The sequence below is a fragment of the Rhodococcoides kroppenstedtii genome (assembly GCF_900111805.1).
Taxonomy (GTDB): Bacteria; Actinomycetota; Actinomycetes; order Mycobacteriales; family Mycobacteriaceae; genus Rhodococcoides; species Rhodococcoides kroppenstedtii.
In genome coordinates this window covers 72915-88362 of record NZ_FOJN01000017.1, presented here as the reverse complement: position 1 = coordinate 88362, position 15448 = coordinate 72915, and the positions used below count along the sequence as shown (strand labels likewise).

Genomic DNA, 15448 nt, shown 5'->3' with positions numbered 1-15448 from the left:
AACGCCCGGACCCATTCCGAACCCGGAAGCTAAGCCCTCCAGCGCCGATGGTACTGCACCCGACAGGGTGTGGGAGAGTAGGACACCGCCGAACATAATTTCCGAAAGGGGACCCATTCACGTGGGTCCCCTTTCGTGTTTCTCCGGTAATTTGCCTCCACAGGTTCTCTCTGTGCAGTGCCGATCGACGAAAGGTTCGCCCCGTGTCCGATACCCCCACCCCGGACGGTCCGACCGACGACGCCCGCGGACGCGAACAGCGCCCCCGACGTGACGATCGCGCGGCTGGATCGCGGGAACGCCGCGGTGGCCACCAGGGTGCACCGCGGCGCGGAGACGATGCCGGCAGCCAGGATCGACGCCGCCATACCGACCGGCGCACCGACGGCCGTACCGGAGGCGAGCGCGGCGGGCACGACCGCGGCGAGAGTCGATCCGGCGGCGGTGACCGCCGGACCTTCGGCCCGCGGCAGGGTCCGTCCGCCGGTCGTCCCGACCGAGGGGGATGGCCGCAGGGTGATCATCGCCGTCGCGGCGGTGACGGTGCGTCCGGCCCCCGCGCCGGCCAGGGCCGCGGAGCCGACTCCCGCCCGGCACGGGCGCCCGAACCGGATCTGCCCGACGACGCCCTGGCCAAGGATCTCGAAGGGGCGGTGCGTCGTGACCTCCTCAGTCTGGACAAGTCGAACGCCGAGACCGTGGCTCGGCACCTGGTGATGACCAGTCGACTCATCGCCGACGATCCCGCAGCGGCGCTCGCGCACGCGCGGGCGGCCCGTGGCCGGGCCGGCCGTATCGCCGTGGTGCGGGAGACCGCCGGGATCGCCGCGTACCACGCCGGCGAGTGGGCGGAGGCGCTGTCGGAACTGCGTGCCGCGCGGCGCATGGCCGGCGGTCCGGGACTGTTGTCCGTGATGGCGGACTGCGAACGCGGACTCGGTCGCCCCGAACGGGCCATCGAGCTCGGCCGCAGCGACGAGGCCAGAATGCTGACCGGCGACGACGCTGCGGAATTGCGCATCGTCGTGGCCGGCGCGCGGATGGACATGGGCCAGTACGACCAGGCGGTGGTCACCCTGCAGACCGCCGACCTCGACGGTGATCGCGACGGCTCCGCCGCGGCTCGCTACTACTACGCCTACGCGGATGCTCTGGTCGCGGCCGGTCGCGCGGAGGACGGACTGCAGTGGTTCCTGCGCGCAGCTGCGGCCGATACCGACGGGGAGACGGACGCCGAGGACCGAGTCGACGAGCTGACGGGCCCGTGACCCGGCTGACCGACCGCCACGACGCACTGCTGCTCGATCTCGACGGCACGCTCTACCGTGGCCCGGACCCCGTCGACGGCGCGGTGGACGTGCTCCGCGAGTGCTCGTCGACGCTCTGCTACGTCACCAACAACGCGAGCCGCACGCCGGCCGCCGTGGCAGAACACCTTCGCGATCTGGGCTTCCACGCCCCTGACGAGTCGGTGGTCACGTCGTCGCAGGCCGCGGCCCGGCTGCTCGCCGAACTGGTGCCGGCGGGCTCGTCGGTGTTGGTCGTGGGAACCGACGCGCTCGCGGCCGAGGTGGAGGCCCTCGGACTGACGACCACCCGATCCGCCGATCCCACGCCCGACGCGGTGGTCCAGGGGCACTCGCCCGACACGGGGTGGGCGGACATCGCCGAGGCCACGTACGCCGTGCGCGCCGGTGCGGTCTGGGTGGCGGCGAACGCCGACACGTCCCTGCCGACACCCCGTGGTCTGGGGCCCGGCAACGGCGCCATGGTCGCGGCCGTGGCCGCTGCCACGGGTATGCGACCGCGCGTGGCCGGAAAGCCCGAGGCGCCGCTGATGACCGATGCACTGGCCCGGTCCGAGTCGTCGTCTCCGCTCGTCGTGGGGGACCGACTCGACACCGACATCGCCGGGGCCAACACCGTCGGCATTCCGTCGTTGCTCGTGCTGACGGGAGTGAGCACCGTCGACGACGTGTTGTGGGCGGGCCCCGAGTGCCGCCCGACGCACCTCGCGTCGTCGCTCGCCGTACTGCTGGAGGACGAATCCGCGTCTCTGATCGCCGCGACCGACCGCTGGTCCGTCGCGCGCGACGGGGCGACGGTGCGCCTGTCCTCCGGTACGGATGCAGGCCACGGGACGGCCGGCGAGCCGGCCTGGGCCGACGCGTTGCGCTCGATCCTGCCCGCGGTCTGGGCCCTGGACGGCGTCGACACGGTCGAGGGTGCCGACGACGCCGCCCGCGCGGTCGTCGAGGAGTGGCGCGCCCGTTCCTGAGGGTGTCGGGATCGGCCGCGACGGGGCCCTGTCGGGCCCATCGGCTAGCGTTGTCGGCGATGACGTCGTCGGTCCCTCTTCCCGGTCAGCACCGCCCCGCGCAGCAGGGCGGTGGAGCCGACGGTGCGCCCGATCCGGACGCGATTCGCGCGCAGGTCGGCGAGCTTCTCACCGAGGCCGATCGGGCGGCGCAGATCCCGAGTGGCGAGGGCACGGCCGACGTCCACGGACTGGTTGCGCTGACTCGTCGCGCGCAGATCCTGGGCCGTGCGCACGACGTTCTGGTGGATGCGCTGAGCTCGGTGGACAAGTCCTGATGGCTCGTCGAGCACGGGTCGATGCCGAGTTGGTCCGCCGGGGTCTGGCGAGGTCGCGCGAGCACGCATCCGAACTCATCGCCGAGGGGCGGGTCCTCATCGCGGGGTCGGTGGCCACCAAGCCCGCGACCGCCGTGGAGCCGGCGACGGCACTGCGTGTCGTCGAGGTGGCCGACGAGGTGTCGTGGGCCTCCCGCGGGGCCCACAAACTGCTCGGCGCTCTGGACGAGTTCGAGCCGCAGGGGCTCGACGTGGCGGGGCGTCGCTGTCTGGACGCCGGTGCGTCGACCGGCGGCTTCACCGACGTCCTGCTCACGCGTGGCGCGCGTGAGGTGGTGGCCGTCGACGTCGGCTACGGCCAGCTCGTCTGGCGTCTGCAGAGCGACGACCGCGTGCGCGTCCACGATCGAACCAACGTCCGGAGCATCGACCCCGAGACCATCGGCGGTCCGGTCGATCTGATCGTCGCCGACCTGTCGTTCATCTCGCTGTCGCTGGTGCTGCCGGCGTTCGTCGCCTCTCTGGCACCGGGTGGCAGCATCGTGCCCATGGTGAAGCCGCAGTTCGAGGTGGGGAAGGACCGCATCGGGTCCGGCGGGGTGGTCCGTGATCCCGCGATGCGCGCCGCGGCCGTGGTCGAGGTCGCCCGTGCCGCCGAGACCCTCGGCCTGCGCACCCGAGGCGTGGCACCGAGTCCACTGCCGGGGCCGGCCGGGAACGTCGAGTACTTCCTCTGGTTGACGGCGGTCGAGCACGGGGCCGAGCCCGAGTCCGGCGCCGCGCCAGCCATCGAGGACCTCGTGGCGGCGGCCGTGGAGAAGGGACCGCGATGAGCGTGCTGCCGGGAACCGAACCCACCCCGGACCGGATCGTGCTGCTCGTCGCGCATCCCGGTCGGCCGGACATCGAGCAGACCGCGCGCCGCGCCGCCAAGGTGTTCCACGAGCACGGCATCGGTCTGCGCGTCCTGGTCGACGAGCACGACACGTCCCGGCTCGAGTCCACGTCCGGTGTCGACGCGTTGTCCGAGCCCCACTCCGACGTCTCCGTGGTGGAATTCGGGCCGGCCGCGGCCGTGGGGTGCGAACTCGTCCTGGTTCTCGGCGGGGACGGCACCTTTCTGCGTGCCGCCGAGTTGGCCCGGGGTGCGTCGATCCCGGTGCTGGGTATCAACCTGGGCCGCATCGGATTCCTCGCCGAAGCCGAGGCCGACGCCCTCGAGGAGACCCTCGACATCGTCGTGCGGCGCACCTATCGCATCGAACCGCGCATGACGCTCGACATCGCCGTGCTGGTCGACGGTGAGGTGGTGGAGCGGGGGTGGGCACTCAACGAGGCGAGCATCGAGAACGCGTCCCGTCTCGGGGTGTTGGAAGTGGTGCTCGAGGTGGACGACCGGCCGGTGTCCGCGTTCGGCTGCGACGGGGTTCTCCTCGCCACGCCCACGGGGTCCACGGCGTACGCGTTCTCCGCGGGCGGACCGGTGGTGTGGCCGGAGTTGGACGCGATCCTCGTGATCCCGAGCAACGCACACGCACTGTTCGCGCGTCCGCTGGTCACCAGCCCGGAATCGCACATCGCCGTCGAGATCTTCGACGGGGGCCGCGAGGCGCTGGTCTTCTGCGACGGCCGCCGCACCATGACGCTGCCGCCCGGTGCGCGGGTGGAGGTGGTGCGGGGGTCCGAACCCATCAAGTGGGTGCGACTCGATTCCGCGCCGTTCGCCGATCGTCTGGTCCACAAGTTCGCGCTGCCGGTCACCGGCTGGCGGGGGAGGGTGACGTAACCGCGTGCTGTCCGAAATTCGTATCGACGGGCTCGGCGCCATCGCCGAGGCCACCGCGACGTTCTCGACGGGACTGACGGTCCTCACCGGTGAGACCGGCGCCGGCAAGACGATGGTGGTCACCGGTCTGCATCTGCTGTCCGGGGCGCGGGCCGACGCCGGCCGAGTCCGGGTCGGGGCGGACCGCGCGGTGGTCGAGGGCCGATTCACCACCGACACGGTGGGCGAGCCCGCACGCGGGGAGGTCGAGGCGCTGCTCGAGTCCACCGGGGCTCGACGCGACGACGACGACAGCATCATCGCGGTGCGGTCGGTGTCGACGGACGGACGCTCGCGGGCCCACCTCGGCGGCCGCAGCGTGCCGGCGGGTGTGCTGTCGGAGTTCACCGGTTCGTTGCTGACCGTGCACGGGCAGAACGACCAACTCCGCCTGCAACGCAGCGACCAGCAGCGGGCCGCGCTGGACCGGTTCGCCGGAGAGGCGGTGACGGCCCTGCTCGCCGAGTACCGCACGCGGCGACGCGAGTGGCTCGCCGCGGTGGACGAACTCCGGGACCGAACCGAGCGCGCCCGGGAGATGGCCCGCGAGGCGGATCAGCTGACGTTCGCCCTGCAGGAGATCGACGCCGTCGCCCCCGAACCCGGTGAGGACACCGCGATCTCCGCCGCCGTGCGTCGGCTGGGTGATCTCGACAGCCTGCGCGACGCCGCGGCCGGGGCGCGCGGTGCCCTCACGGGTGGCGACGACCCCGACGACGTGTCGGTCATGGCCCTGCTCGGTGCCGCGCGGGATCGCCTCGACTCCGCCGACGACGAGATCCTCCGGGCGCTGGGGCCGCGCGTCGCCGAGGCGATCGCCGTGGTCACCGACGTCGGCGCGGACCTGACGGCGTACCTGGACGACCTCCCGGCGGATCCCGATGCACTCGACACGATGCTCTCGCGGCAGGCCGAGCTCAAGAACCTCACACGCAAGTACGCCGCCGACGTCGACGGCGTTCTCGCCTGGGCGCACGAGGCCCGGGAACGGTTGACCGGACTGGACGTGTCGGCTGACGCCCTGGCCGCCCTCGCCGAGCAGGTCCGGACCGGTGCCGCGGCGACGGCGTCGGTCGCGGCGTCCCTGAGTGCGGCGCGGGCCAAGGCGGCGACCCGGCTGGCCAAGGCCGTCAGCGCGGAATTGTCCGGACTCGCGATGGGCAAGGCCAAACTCGAGGTCGCGGTGCGCCCGCGTCCGGCGGCGCCGGACGACCGCGTCGCGCTGGAGGTGGCGGGCGCAAGTCTGCACGCCGGCTCGTCGGGTGTCGACGACGTGGAGTTCCGGCTGGCCGCGCACAGCGGCGCGCAGTCGCTGCCGCTGACCAAGAGCGCGTCGGGTGGCGAGCTGTCCCGCGTGATGCTCGCGCTGGAAGTGGTGCTGGCGCAGTCGGACGCCGGCTCGACCATGGTGTTCGACGAGGTCGACGCGGGCGTCGGTGGCCGCGCGGCCGTGGAGATCGGCAAGCGGCTGGCGCGCTTGGCGCGCACGCACCAGGTGATCGTGGTGACCCACCTGCCGCAGGTGGCGGCGTTCGCCGACACGCATCTCGTGGTGAACAAGACCGACACCCGCAAGGGCGGCCCGGGCAGTGGGGTGCGCACGCTGAGCGACTCGGACCGCGTGGTCGAGCTGGCCCGCATGCTGGCCGGCCTCGACGACACCGAGACCGGCCGCGCGCACGCGGAGGAGCTACTCGCGACGGCGACCGCCGAGCGCCAGGCGGCAGCGTCCTGACCCTGCGATCGATCCCGGGTCGACGCACCCGCTGATGTGACTCGTGTGAACGATGTGGTAGTTGATACGGCGCGCCTCCCTCATCGGTGGCGCGTCGTTCCGCATCATCGAACGCATGAAGATGCCGGCTCTGCTCTCGCGTAGTCACGACTCGCTTCCCGGAGTCACGGGAATCGCCCGCGTCGACCGCTCCACGGCCAAGCTGCTGCGCCGTGTCGGTCCGGGCGACGTCGTCGTTCTCGACGAACTCGATCTCGACCGCATCACGGCCGACCAGCTCGTGCAGGCCGGTGTCACCGCCGTGGTCAACGCGTCGGCTTCCATCTCCGGGCGCTACCCGAACCTCGGTCCCGAGGTGCTCGTGGCCAACGGGATCGTCCTCATCGACGAGGCCGGCCCCGACGCGCTCAAGAAGATCAAGGACGGCGCCAAGGTGCGCTTGCACGACGGCACCGTGTACACGGGCGAGCGGGTCCTGGCCGAGGGCACCGAACAGACCGAGGCCGACGTCTCCGACCGGATGATCGAGGCCAAGTCCGGTCTCATCGATCACCTGGAAGCGTTCTCCGGCAACACCATCGAGTTCATTCGCACCGAGTCGCCGCTGTTGATCGACGGTGTCGGCGTGCCCGACGTGGACGTCGCGATGGCGGGCCGGCACGTGGTCGTCGTCGCCGAGGGGCCCGACCACGTCGCCGACCTCAAGGCGCTGCGACCGTTCGTCAAGGAGTACTCGCCGATCCTCATCGGCGTCGGTGCCGGTGCCGACACCCTCGCCGACGCGGGATACCGCCCCGACCTCATCGTCGGCGATCCCGACGACGTGAGCAGCAGGACGCTGAAGTCGGGCGCCGAGGTGGTGCTCCCGGCCGACTCCGACGGCCACGCGAAGGGCCTCGAACGCATTCAGGACCTCGGCATCGGGGCGATGACCTTTCCCGCGACCGGGACGGCGTCGGATCTGGCGTTGCTGCTCGCCGACCACCACGGCGCCTCGTTGATCGTCACCGTCGGCTGCTCCGCGTCGCTGGACGAGTTCTTCGACGCCGGCAAGCGAGCGAGCACCCCGTCGACCTTCATGACCCGTCTCAAGGTCGGACCCAAGCTCGTCGACGCCAAGGCGATGGCCACTCTGTACCGCAGCCGGGTGTCCGGCGCGGCCGTGGCACTGCTGGTGCTCGCGGCGCTGGTCGCCGTCATCGTGGCGCTCGTGGTCACCAACGGCAGCGGCGCCACCCTCGACTGGGCGATCGACACCTGGAACTCCTTCGCGCTGTGGGTTCAGGGGCTGCTTCGGTGATCTCGCTCCGCCAGCACACCGTCTCGCTCATCGCGGTCTTCCTGGCGCTGGCAGTGGGGGTGGTCCTCGGCTCCGGGCTGCTGTCCGGCCGCGTTCTGTCCGGCCTGCGCGACGATCGTGACGACCTGCAGAGCCAGGTCGACGACCTCGAATCGACCAACAACGCCCTCGGTGAGCGGCTCAACGCAGCCGACGGATTCGACGACGCCGTCGCCACGCGGGTCGTCGCCGGCGCTCTCGCCGACCGGTCGGTCGTCGTCATCACCACGCCGGACGCCGACCCCGCCGACGTCGACGGCGTGTCCCGACTGATCGGGGACGCCGGGGGCCGGATCAGCGGTCGCGTCGGACTGACCGAGGCCTTCGTCTCCGCGGCCAGCGGCGACGATCTGCGGACCCGGCTGACCAACGTCGTCCCCGCCGGCGCTCAGCTGCGGACCGGCGCCGTCGACCAGGGCAGCCTCGCGGGCGACCTGCTGGGGACCGTCCTGCTGCTCGACCCGGCCTCGGCGCAGCCGCAGAGCACGCCGGACGAACTCGCGCTGGCCCTCGACACGCTGCGGGGCGGCGGATTCCTCACCTACGACGACGGTGCGGTGGCTCCGGCGCAGCTGGCCGTGATCGTGACCGGGGCGGCGCAGGACCCGGGTGCCGACGGCAACCGGGGCGCCATAGTCGCCCGCTTCGCCGGGTCGTTGGACGGCCGCGGTGCGGGCGTCGTCCTGGCGGGTCGGCCGGAGTCCGCGACGGGGAGCGGTCCGATCGCCGTCGTGCGCTCGGATTCCGCGCTCGCCGCCGGAACCAGCACCGTCGACGACGTCGATCGGGTGTCGGGGCGCATCACCACCGTCCTGGCTCTGCAGGAGCAGCTCGGCGGGGCGTCGGGGCGGTACGGCACCGGTCCCGGCGCGACGGCCGTCACGGTGGGAGCACCGGCCCGGTAGACGAGTGCCGGTCCGGGACGGTGGACACGCCTCGCGGTGACCCCTCTCGGGGCACGAAGGTGTTACCGTGAAGTCCCGTGGGTCGGCCGTATTCCGAACCACTCGATGAGCAGGACCGTTCACCGGTTCCGCGCCACCATCGGGTCGCACCGTCACGGGAGTTTCTTTGCAGTCACGCATTCACACGCGGGCCGACATCAAGCACATCTTCGTCAGCGGCGGCGTCGCGTCGTCGCTCGGCAAGGGCCTCACGGCCTCGAGCCTGGGCCAGCTGCTCACCGCACGCGGCTTGCGCGTCACCATGCAGAAGCTCGATCCCTACCTCAACGTCGATCCCGGAACGATGAACCCGTTCCAGCACGGCGAGGTCTTCGTCACCGAGGACGGCGCCGAGACGGATCTGGACGTCGGCCACTACGAGCGGTTCCTCGACCGCGACCTTTCCGGGTACGCCAACGTGACCACCGGGCAGGTCTACTCCACCGTGATCGCGAAGGAGCGACGCGGGGAGTACCTGGGCGACACCGTCCAGGTCATTCCGCACATCACCGACGAGATCAAGGCGCGCATCCTGGCGATGCGCGGCCCGGACCTGCAGGGCCAGGCGCCGGACGTCGTCATCACCGAGATCGGTGGCACCGTCGGCGACATCGAGTCCCAGCCGTTCCTCGAGGCCGCACGTCAGGTCCGCCACGACGTGGGCCGGGAGAACGTCTTCTTCCTGCACGTCTCGCTGGTGCCGTTCCTCGCGCCGTCGGGTGAGCTCAAGACCAAGCCGACCCAGCACTCGGTGGCCGCGCTGCGCAGCATCGGCATCCAGCCCGACGCGCTCATCCTGCGGTCCGACCGCGACGTGCCCGACGGTCTCAAGCGCAAGATCGCGCTCATGTGCGACGTGGACGTCGACGGCTGCATCTCGACGCCCGACGCCCCGTCCATCTACGACATCCCCAAGGTGCTGCACGGCGAGGGGCTGGACGCCTACGTCGTCCGCAAGCTCGGCCTGCCGTTCCGCGACGTCGACTGGTCGGTGTGGGGAACGCTGCTCGAGCGGGTGCACTCGCCGCGCGAGACGGTGCGCGTGGCACTCGTCGGCAAGTACGTCGATCTGCCCGACGCGTACCTGTCGGTGACCGAGGCGCTGCGCGCGGGCGGGTTCGCGAACCGCGCGAAGGTGGAGCTGGTGTGGGTGCAGTCGGACGACTGCGACACCGCGGCCGGTGCCCGTCTCGCCCTGGCCGACATCGACGCCGTCGTCATCCCCGGTGGCTTCGGTATCCGCGGCATCGAGGGCAAGCTCGGTGCGATCACCCACGCCCGCACCCATAAGATCCCGACGCTCGGACTCTGCCTCGGCCTGCAGTGCATGGTCATCGAGGCGGCCCGCTCCGTCGGACTCACCGATGCCAACTCCGCGGAGTTCGAGCCGGAGACGACGCAGCCGGTCATCTCGACGATGGCCTACCAGGAACAGGCCGTGGCCGGCGAGGCCGACCTCGGCGGCACCATGCGTCTGGGCGCCTACCCCGCGACGCTCGCCAAGGGCTCGGTGGTCGCGCAGACGTACGGCAGCGAGTCGGTGTCGGAGCGGCACCGCCACCGCTACGAGGTCAACAACAGCTACCGGGACCGCATCGCGGCGTCGGGACTGCAGTTCAGCGGTACCTCACCCGACGGTCATCTCGTGGAGTTCGTCGAGCTGCCGAAGAAGACGCACCCGTTCTTCGTCGGCACGCAGGCGCACCCGGAGCTCAAGAGCCGTCCGACCCGTCCGCACCCGCTGTTCGCGGGACTGATCGCGGCGGCGCTCGCGTACAAGTCGGAGGAACGCCTGCCCGTCGACGTCCACGGCGACGCCGCGCCGGTCGAATCCGCGTCGTCGGCCGACCCGGCGAAGCCCGCCGAGGCCGCCGACTCCACCGCGACCGCGAAGGCCTGAGGCGACGTGGCGGAGCGGCACGACTTCGAGGTGCTGGGCAGCGAGCTCGAGTACCAGGGGGCGATCCTCGCCCTGCGGCGGGACCGTGTCGCGATGCCGGGCGGCCGGACGGCCGAGCGCGAGGTGATCGAGCACCACGGTGCCGTCGCCGTCGTGGCGATCGACGACGAGGACCGCATCGTCCTGATCGAGCAGTACCGGCATCCCCTCGGCCGCCGGCTGCTCGAACTGCCCGCAGGGCTGCTCGACGAGCCCGGTGAGGACCCCGTCGACGCGGTCGGACGGGAGCTGACCGAGGAGACCGGACTGGCGGCCGAGTCGTTCTCGGTGCTGGTCGACGTCGCGGCGTCACCGGGGTTCACCGACGAGACCGTCCGCATCTTCCTCGCCGAGGGCCTGTCGGAGGTCGATCGTCCGGAGGCCCGCGACGAGGAAGCGGACATCGAGCTGGTTCGGTTGTCGGTCGAGGACGCGCTCGCCCGGGTGTTGTCCGGGGAGATCGTGAACGCGTCCGCGGTCGCCGGCATCCTCGCCGTCGCGGCGGTGCGGTCCCGGTCCGTCCCGATGCGGCCCGCCGACGCGCCGTGGCGTGACCGTCCGACGGCGTTCGAGCAGCGCCGCGCCCATGGCGGCTGACAGCCCGACCGAGGTGATCGAGGCCTACCTCGACCATCTGACGGTGGAGCGCGGTGCGGCGCGCAACACCGTGACGTCGTATCGCCGAGATCTGCGGCGCTACGCGACCTTCCTCGCCCATCGGGGGCGGACGCGGCTGGCCGACGTCACCCGGCACGACGTCGGCGACTTCGTCGAGGCGCTGCGCGTCGGCACCGACGATTTCCCTCCGCTCGCGTCGAGCTCGGCGGCGCGCGCGGTCATCGCGGTCCGCGGCGTGCATCGGTTCGCGGTGACCGAGGGCACCGTGGAGACGGACGTCGCCGCCGCGGTCAAACCGCCCGCACCCGGCCGCCGTCTCCCGAAGTCGCTGCCGGTCGACGAGGTGTTCGCGCTGCTGGACGCGGCCGCGGGGGAGTCGTCCGACACGCCCCGCGGTCTGCGGGACCGCGCGCTGCTCGAGCTGCTGTACTCCACCGGCGCCCGCATCTCGGAGGCGGTGGGCCTCGACGTGGACGACATCGACACCGTGTCGCGTTCGGTGATCCTGCGCGGCAAGGGCGGGAAGGAGCGGGTGGTGCCGGTCGGCCGACCGGCCATGGCCGCGGTCGACGCGTACCTGGTGCGCGGACGTCCCGCCCTCGTCTCCCGCGGCACCCCCGCCCTGCTGTTGAACGTCCGCGGTGGACGACTGTCCCGGCAGAGCGCCTGGCAGGTGCTCCAGACCGCGGCCGAGCGGGCCGGCATCGGCTCGCGGGTGTCCCCGCACACCCTGCGGCACTCCTTCGCCACCCATCTCCTCGACGGCGGGGCGGACGTGCGCGTGGTGCAGGAACTGCTCGGCCACGCGTCGGTGACCACCACGCAGATCTACACCCTCGTGACGGTCACGACGCTGCGGGAGGTGTGGGCCGAAGCCCATCCGCGCGCTCGGTAGCGTGTCCGCGTCGGCCGCCACCGGTCCACGCGGTAGCGTTCCCGTGTGACCGATCCGTACGAGGCGAGGGGAGGTGCGCGGGTGTCCACGGCCCACGACGACGGCGCGTTGTTCCGGACGCGCGCACCGGAGCCGGAACTCGTCGAGTCGGGTCCGAGCACCGACGTCGGCCCCACGGGCCGCGTCCCGCGCGCGATTCCCGAGCCGGCCCCGTTGACCTCGCACGGCCCCGCCACCGTCATCGCCATGTGCAATCAGAAGGGCGGCGTCGGCAAGACGACGTCGACCATCAACCTCGGCGCGTCGCTGGCGGAGTTCGGTCGTCGTGTCCTGCTGGTCGACCTCGACCCGCAGGGCGCCCTGTCCGCCGGGCTCGGTGTGCCGCACCACGAACTCGAGCTCACCGTGCACAACCTGCTGGTCGAACCGCGCGTGTCGATCGACGACGTGCTCATGCGCACGCGGGTGGACGGGATGGACCTGCTGCCCAGCAACATCGATCTGTCCGCGGCGGAGATCCAGCTGGTCACCGAGGTCGGCCGCGAGCAGACGCTCGGCCGGGTGCTCCACCCCGTGCTGGACCGGTACGACTACGTCCTCATCGACTGCCAGCCGTCGCTGGGTCTACTGACGGTCAACGCGCTCGCGTGCGCCGACTCCGTGCTGATCCCGATGGAGTGCGAGTACTTCAGCCTGCGCGGCCTCGCGTTGCTCAACGACACCGTCGACAAGGTGCGGGACCGGCTCAACCCGCGGCTCACCCTCGAAGGCATCGTCGTGACCATGTTCGACGCGCGCACGCTGCACTCGCGCGAGGTCATGAACCGGGTCGTCGAGGTCTTCGGCGACGTGGTCTTCGACACCGTCATCACCCGCACCGTGCGGTTCCCGGAGACGTCGGTGGCCGGCGAACCGATCACCACCTGGGCGCCCAAATCGTCCGGCGCGGAGGCGTATCGAGCACTGGCGCGCGAGGTCATCCACCGAGACACCGCGCCGCGCGGGTGACGGCGCCTCCGGTCGAGCCCGCCGAGCCCGCCGGGCCCGACACCCCGCCGATCGAGCGATCGACGCGGTCGCGCTTCCAGGTCCGGCTGGACAACTTCGAGGGTCCGTTCGATCTGCTGCTCACCCTCATCGGCCAGCACCGGCTGGACGTCACCGAGGTGGCGCTGCACGTGGTGACCGACGAGTTCATCGCCTACACCCGCGAGCTCGGCGCCGCGATGGAGCTCGATCAGACCACCGAATTCCTGGTGGTCGCGGCGACGCTGCTCGACCTCAAGGCCGCCCGGTTGCTCCCGGCGGGTGACGTCGACGACGCCGAGGACCTCGCCCTGCTCGAGGTGCGGGATCTGCTGTTCGCCCGGTTGCTGCAGTACCGGGCGTACAAGCAGGTGGCTCAGCTGTTCGGCGAGCTCGAGAGTGCGGCGCTGCGCCGCTACCCGCGGTCGGTGGCGCTCGAGGAGCGGTTCGAGGGGCTGCTGCCGGAGGTGCTGCTCGGTGTCGACCCGGCGCGGTTCGCGGACATCGCGGCCGCGGCGTTCCGTCCCCGCGAGGTCCCCACGGTCGGACTCGGCCACCTCCACGAGGCCCCCGTCTCGGTGGCCGAGCACGCCGCGACGGTGCTGGCGATGCTGCGCGAGCGAGGCGCGGGCGCCTGGACCGGGTTCGCCGACCTGGTGGCGGACTGCACCGCGCCCGTCGAGATCGTCGTCCGGTTCCTGGCCCTGCTCGAGCTGTACCGGGAGAAGGCCGTCACCTTCGATCAGCCGGAGGCGCTCGGAGCGCTGCAGGTGCAGTGGACCGGCGACCAGGACGACGTCGACACCACTCGCATGGAGGACTACGGATGACCGAGCCGGAGCACGAGCCGACCGACGAGCAGCCGGCCGAGACGCTCACCGACGTCGAGCTGCGCGGAGCCCTCGAGTCCATCCTGTTGGTGGTCGACAGCCCCGCGACCGTCGAGCAGCTGGTCTCCGCGACCGGGTGTGACCGACCCCGCATCGAGGCGTTGCTCACCCGGATCTCGGCCGACTTCACGGCGCGGGGCAGCGGCATCGACCTGCGGTTCGTCGGGGACGGCTGGCGGTTCTACACCCGGACGGAGTACGCGCCGTACGTCGAGCGGCTCCTCCTCGACGGCGCCCGGTCCAAGCTCACGCGCGCGGCGTTGGAAACGCTGGCCGTCATCGCCTATCGTCAACCGGTTACCCGCGCACGGGTCGGTGCGGTGCGCGGGGTGAACGTGGACGGTGTGATGCGGACGCTTCTCGCCCGCGGACTGATCGCCGAGGCGGGACCCGATCCCGATTCCGGTGCGACGCAGTACGTCACCACGGACATGTTCCTCGAACGGTTGGGGTTGTCGTCCCTGGGCGACCTTCCCGAACTGGCACCGCTGCTGCCCGGCGTCGACATGATCGACGACATCAATGACAGCATGGACAGCGACCCTCGCGTTCTGCGTGCACAGCGCCGAGCCGAGGCCGACCCGAACCCGACGACCGAGTTCGGAACCGAGACAGACGAATAGGTAGACGCAGTGACTGACTCCGCTCGCCGTGACGGCACACCGGACCGGGACGACAATCCCGAACGCAAGAAGAAGCGCCCCAACAAGAAGGTCGCCGCCGCGGCGTACACCCGCCGGACCGAGACGCGCACCACCGGGGCAAAGTACCCCCGCAAGCCGAAGGCCGGCGCGCGCAAGGCGAAGCCCGAGAAGGCGACCCCCGCGACGCCGACGATCTCCAACGCCAAGCCGGCACGGCATCAGAACACCGACACCTCACGGCGCCCCCACGTCGCGCCCGAGGACGGGGTGCGGCTGCAGAAGGTGCTGGCGCAGGCCGGCGTCGCCTCGCGCCGTGCCGCCGAGGAACTCATCGAGCAGGGTCGCGTCGAGGTCGACGGCCGCATCGTCACCGAGCAGGGCGTGCGCGTCGACCCGGGCAGCGCCGTCGTGCGGGTCGACGGCATCCGCGTGGTGGTCAAAGCCGACCTGGTGCACATCGCGCTGAACAAGCCGCGGGGCTGGCAGTCCACGATGTCCGACGACCTCGGTCGCCCCTGCATCGGCGACATCGTCTCCGAGCGGGTCCAGGCCGGGCAGCGGCTCTTCCACGTCGGCCGCCTCGACGCCGACACCGAGGGCCTGATCCTGCTGACCAACGACGGCGAACTCGCTCACCGGCTCATGCACCCCTCGTTCGAGGTGTCCAAGACCTACCTCGCCACGGTTCACGGGGTGATGGAGCGCAGCGTCGGCAAGCAGCTGCGCGCCGGGGTCGAGCTCGAGGACGGACCGGCCAAGGTCGACGCCTTCACGATCCTCGACGTCAACGAGGGCCGCACGCTGGTCAAGGTGGTGCTGCACGAGGGCCGCAAGCACATCGTCCGTCGTCTCTTCGACGCGGTCGGATTCCCGGTGCGGCGCCTGGTCCGCACCGACATCGGCGCCGTCGCCCTCGGCGATCAGCGGCCGGGCACGCTCCGCGTCCTCGGTCGCGGCGAGGTCGGCAGCCTCTACGGGGCGGTGGGACTGTGAGCACC

General features: G+C 71.6%; 15 protein-coding genes and 1 rRNA gene. All 16 read left to right on the top strand.

Going from position 1 to position 15448, the window contains the following annotated elements; genetic code table 11:
- A 5S ribosomal RNA gene (rrf, locus tag BMZ18_RS17420) occupies positions 1-94 on the top strand; the annotation flags it as partial.
- Between the two features lie 109 nt (positions 95-203).
- Positions 204-1268 (top strand): hypothetical protein, encoded by a 1065-nt coding sequence (locus BMZ18_RS17415; RefSeq protein WP_244516583.1) that lies wholly within the window; start codon positions 204-206, stop codon positions 1266-1268.
- Positions 1265-2278: an HAD-IIA family hydrolase gene (locus BMZ18_RS17410; RefSeq protein ID WP_068364200.1), complete on the top strand. Its 1014-nt coding sequence runs from the start codon at positions 1265-1267 to the stop codon at positions 2276-2278. Before BMZ18_RS17415 ends, BMZ18_RS17410 begins: the two co-directional genes overlap by 4 nt.
- A 59-nt stretch (positions 2279-2337) precedes the next feature.
- Positions 2338-2595 carry a hypothetical protein gene (locus BMZ18_RS17405; protein ID WP_068364197.1) on the top strand — a complete coding sequence of 86 codons (258 nt, stop codon included), beginning with the start codon at positions 2338-2340 and terminating at the stop codon, positions 2593-2595.
- The gene (locus tag BMZ18_RS17400) at positions 2595-3428 is read left to right on the top strand and encodes a TlyA family RNA methyltransferase (protein WP_068364194.1); all 834 of its coding nucleotides are present in this window, start codon (positions 2595-2597) and stop codon (positions 3426-3428) included. The genes BMZ18_RS17405 and BMZ18_RS17400 overlap by 1 nt, the downstream gene beginning before the upstream one ends.
- Positions 3425-4381, top strand: a complete 957-nt coding sequence (locus BMZ18_RS17395; protein WP_068364192.1) for an NAD kinase — start codon at positions 3425-3427, stop codon at positions 4379-4381. Before BMZ18_RS17400 ends, BMZ18_RS17395 begins: the two co-directional genes overlap by 4 nt.
- Positions 4382-4385: 4 nt before the next feature.
- Positions 4386-6155 carry a DNA repair protein RecN gene (gene recN / locus BMZ18_RS17390; RefSeq protein WP_068364189.1) on the top strand — a complete coding sequence of 590 codons (1770 nt, stop codon included), beginning with the start codon at positions 4386-4388 and terminating at the stop codon, positions 6153-6155.
- A gap of 115 nt (positions 6156-6270) precedes the next feature.
- Positions 6271-7455, top strand: a complete 1185-nt coding sequence (steA, locus tag BMZ18_RS17385) for a putative cytokinetic ring protein SteA (RefSeq protein WP_068105720.1) — start codon at positions 6271-6273, stop codon at positions 7453-7455.
- A complete protein-coding gene (locus BMZ18_RS17380; protein WP_068364186.1) occupies positions 7452-8399 on the top strand; it encodes a copper transporter in 948 nt (315 codons plus the stop codon). Before steA ends, BMZ18_RS17380 begins: the two co-directional genes overlap by 4 nt.
- Positions 8400-8565: 166 nt before the next feature.
- Positions 8566-10338, top strand: coding sequence for a CTP synthase (gene pyrG, locus BMZ18_RS17375; RefSeq protein ID WP_068364183.1), 1773 nt, complete (start codon positions 8566-8568; stop codon positions 10336-10338).
- Positions 10339-10344: 6 nt separating this feature from the next.
- Positions 10345-10974 (top strand): NUDIX domain-containing protein, encoded by a 630-nt coding sequence (locus BMZ18_RS17370; RefSeq protein WP_068364180.1) that lies wholly within the window; start codon positions 10345-10347, stop codon positions 10972-10974.
- On the top strand, positions 10964-11890 hold the full coding sequence (gene xerD, locus BMZ18_RS17365; protein ID WP_068364177.1) for a site-specific tyrosine recombinase XerD: 927 nt from the start codon (positions 10964-10966) through the stop codon (positions 11888-11890). Before BMZ18_RS17370 ends, xerD begins: the two co-directional genes overlap by 11 nt.
- 108 nt (positions 11891-11998) lie before the next feature.
- On the top strand, positions 11999-12898 hold the full coding sequence (locus BMZ18_RS17360; protein ID WP_068364205.1) for a ParA family protein: 900 nt from the start codon (positions 11999-12001) through the stop codon (positions 12896-12898).
- A complete protein-coding gene (locus BMZ18_RS17355) occupies positions 12895-13746 on the top strand; it encodes a segregation and condensation protein A (protein ID WP_068364173.1) in 852 nt (283 codons plus the stop codon). Before BMZ18_RS17360 ends, BMZ18_RS17355 begins: the two co-directional genes overlap by 4 nt.
- The gene (gene scpB / locus BMZ18_RS17350) at positions 13743-14429 is read left to right on the top strand and encodes an SMC-Scp complex subunit ScpB (protein WP_068364170.1); all 687 of its coding nucleotides are present in this window, start codon (positions 13743-13745) and stop codon (positions 14427-14429) included. Before BMZ18_RS17355 ends, scpB begins: the two co-directional genes overlap by 4 nt.
- Positions 14430-14438: 9 nt before the next feature.
- Positions 14439-15443: a pseudouridine synthase gene (locus tag BMZ18_RS17345; protein ID WP_074922338.1), complete on the top strand. Its 1005-nt coding sequence runs from the start codon at positions 14439-14441 to the stop codon at positions 15441-15443.
- The last annotated feature ends 5 nt before the right edge of the window (positions 15444-15448 follow it).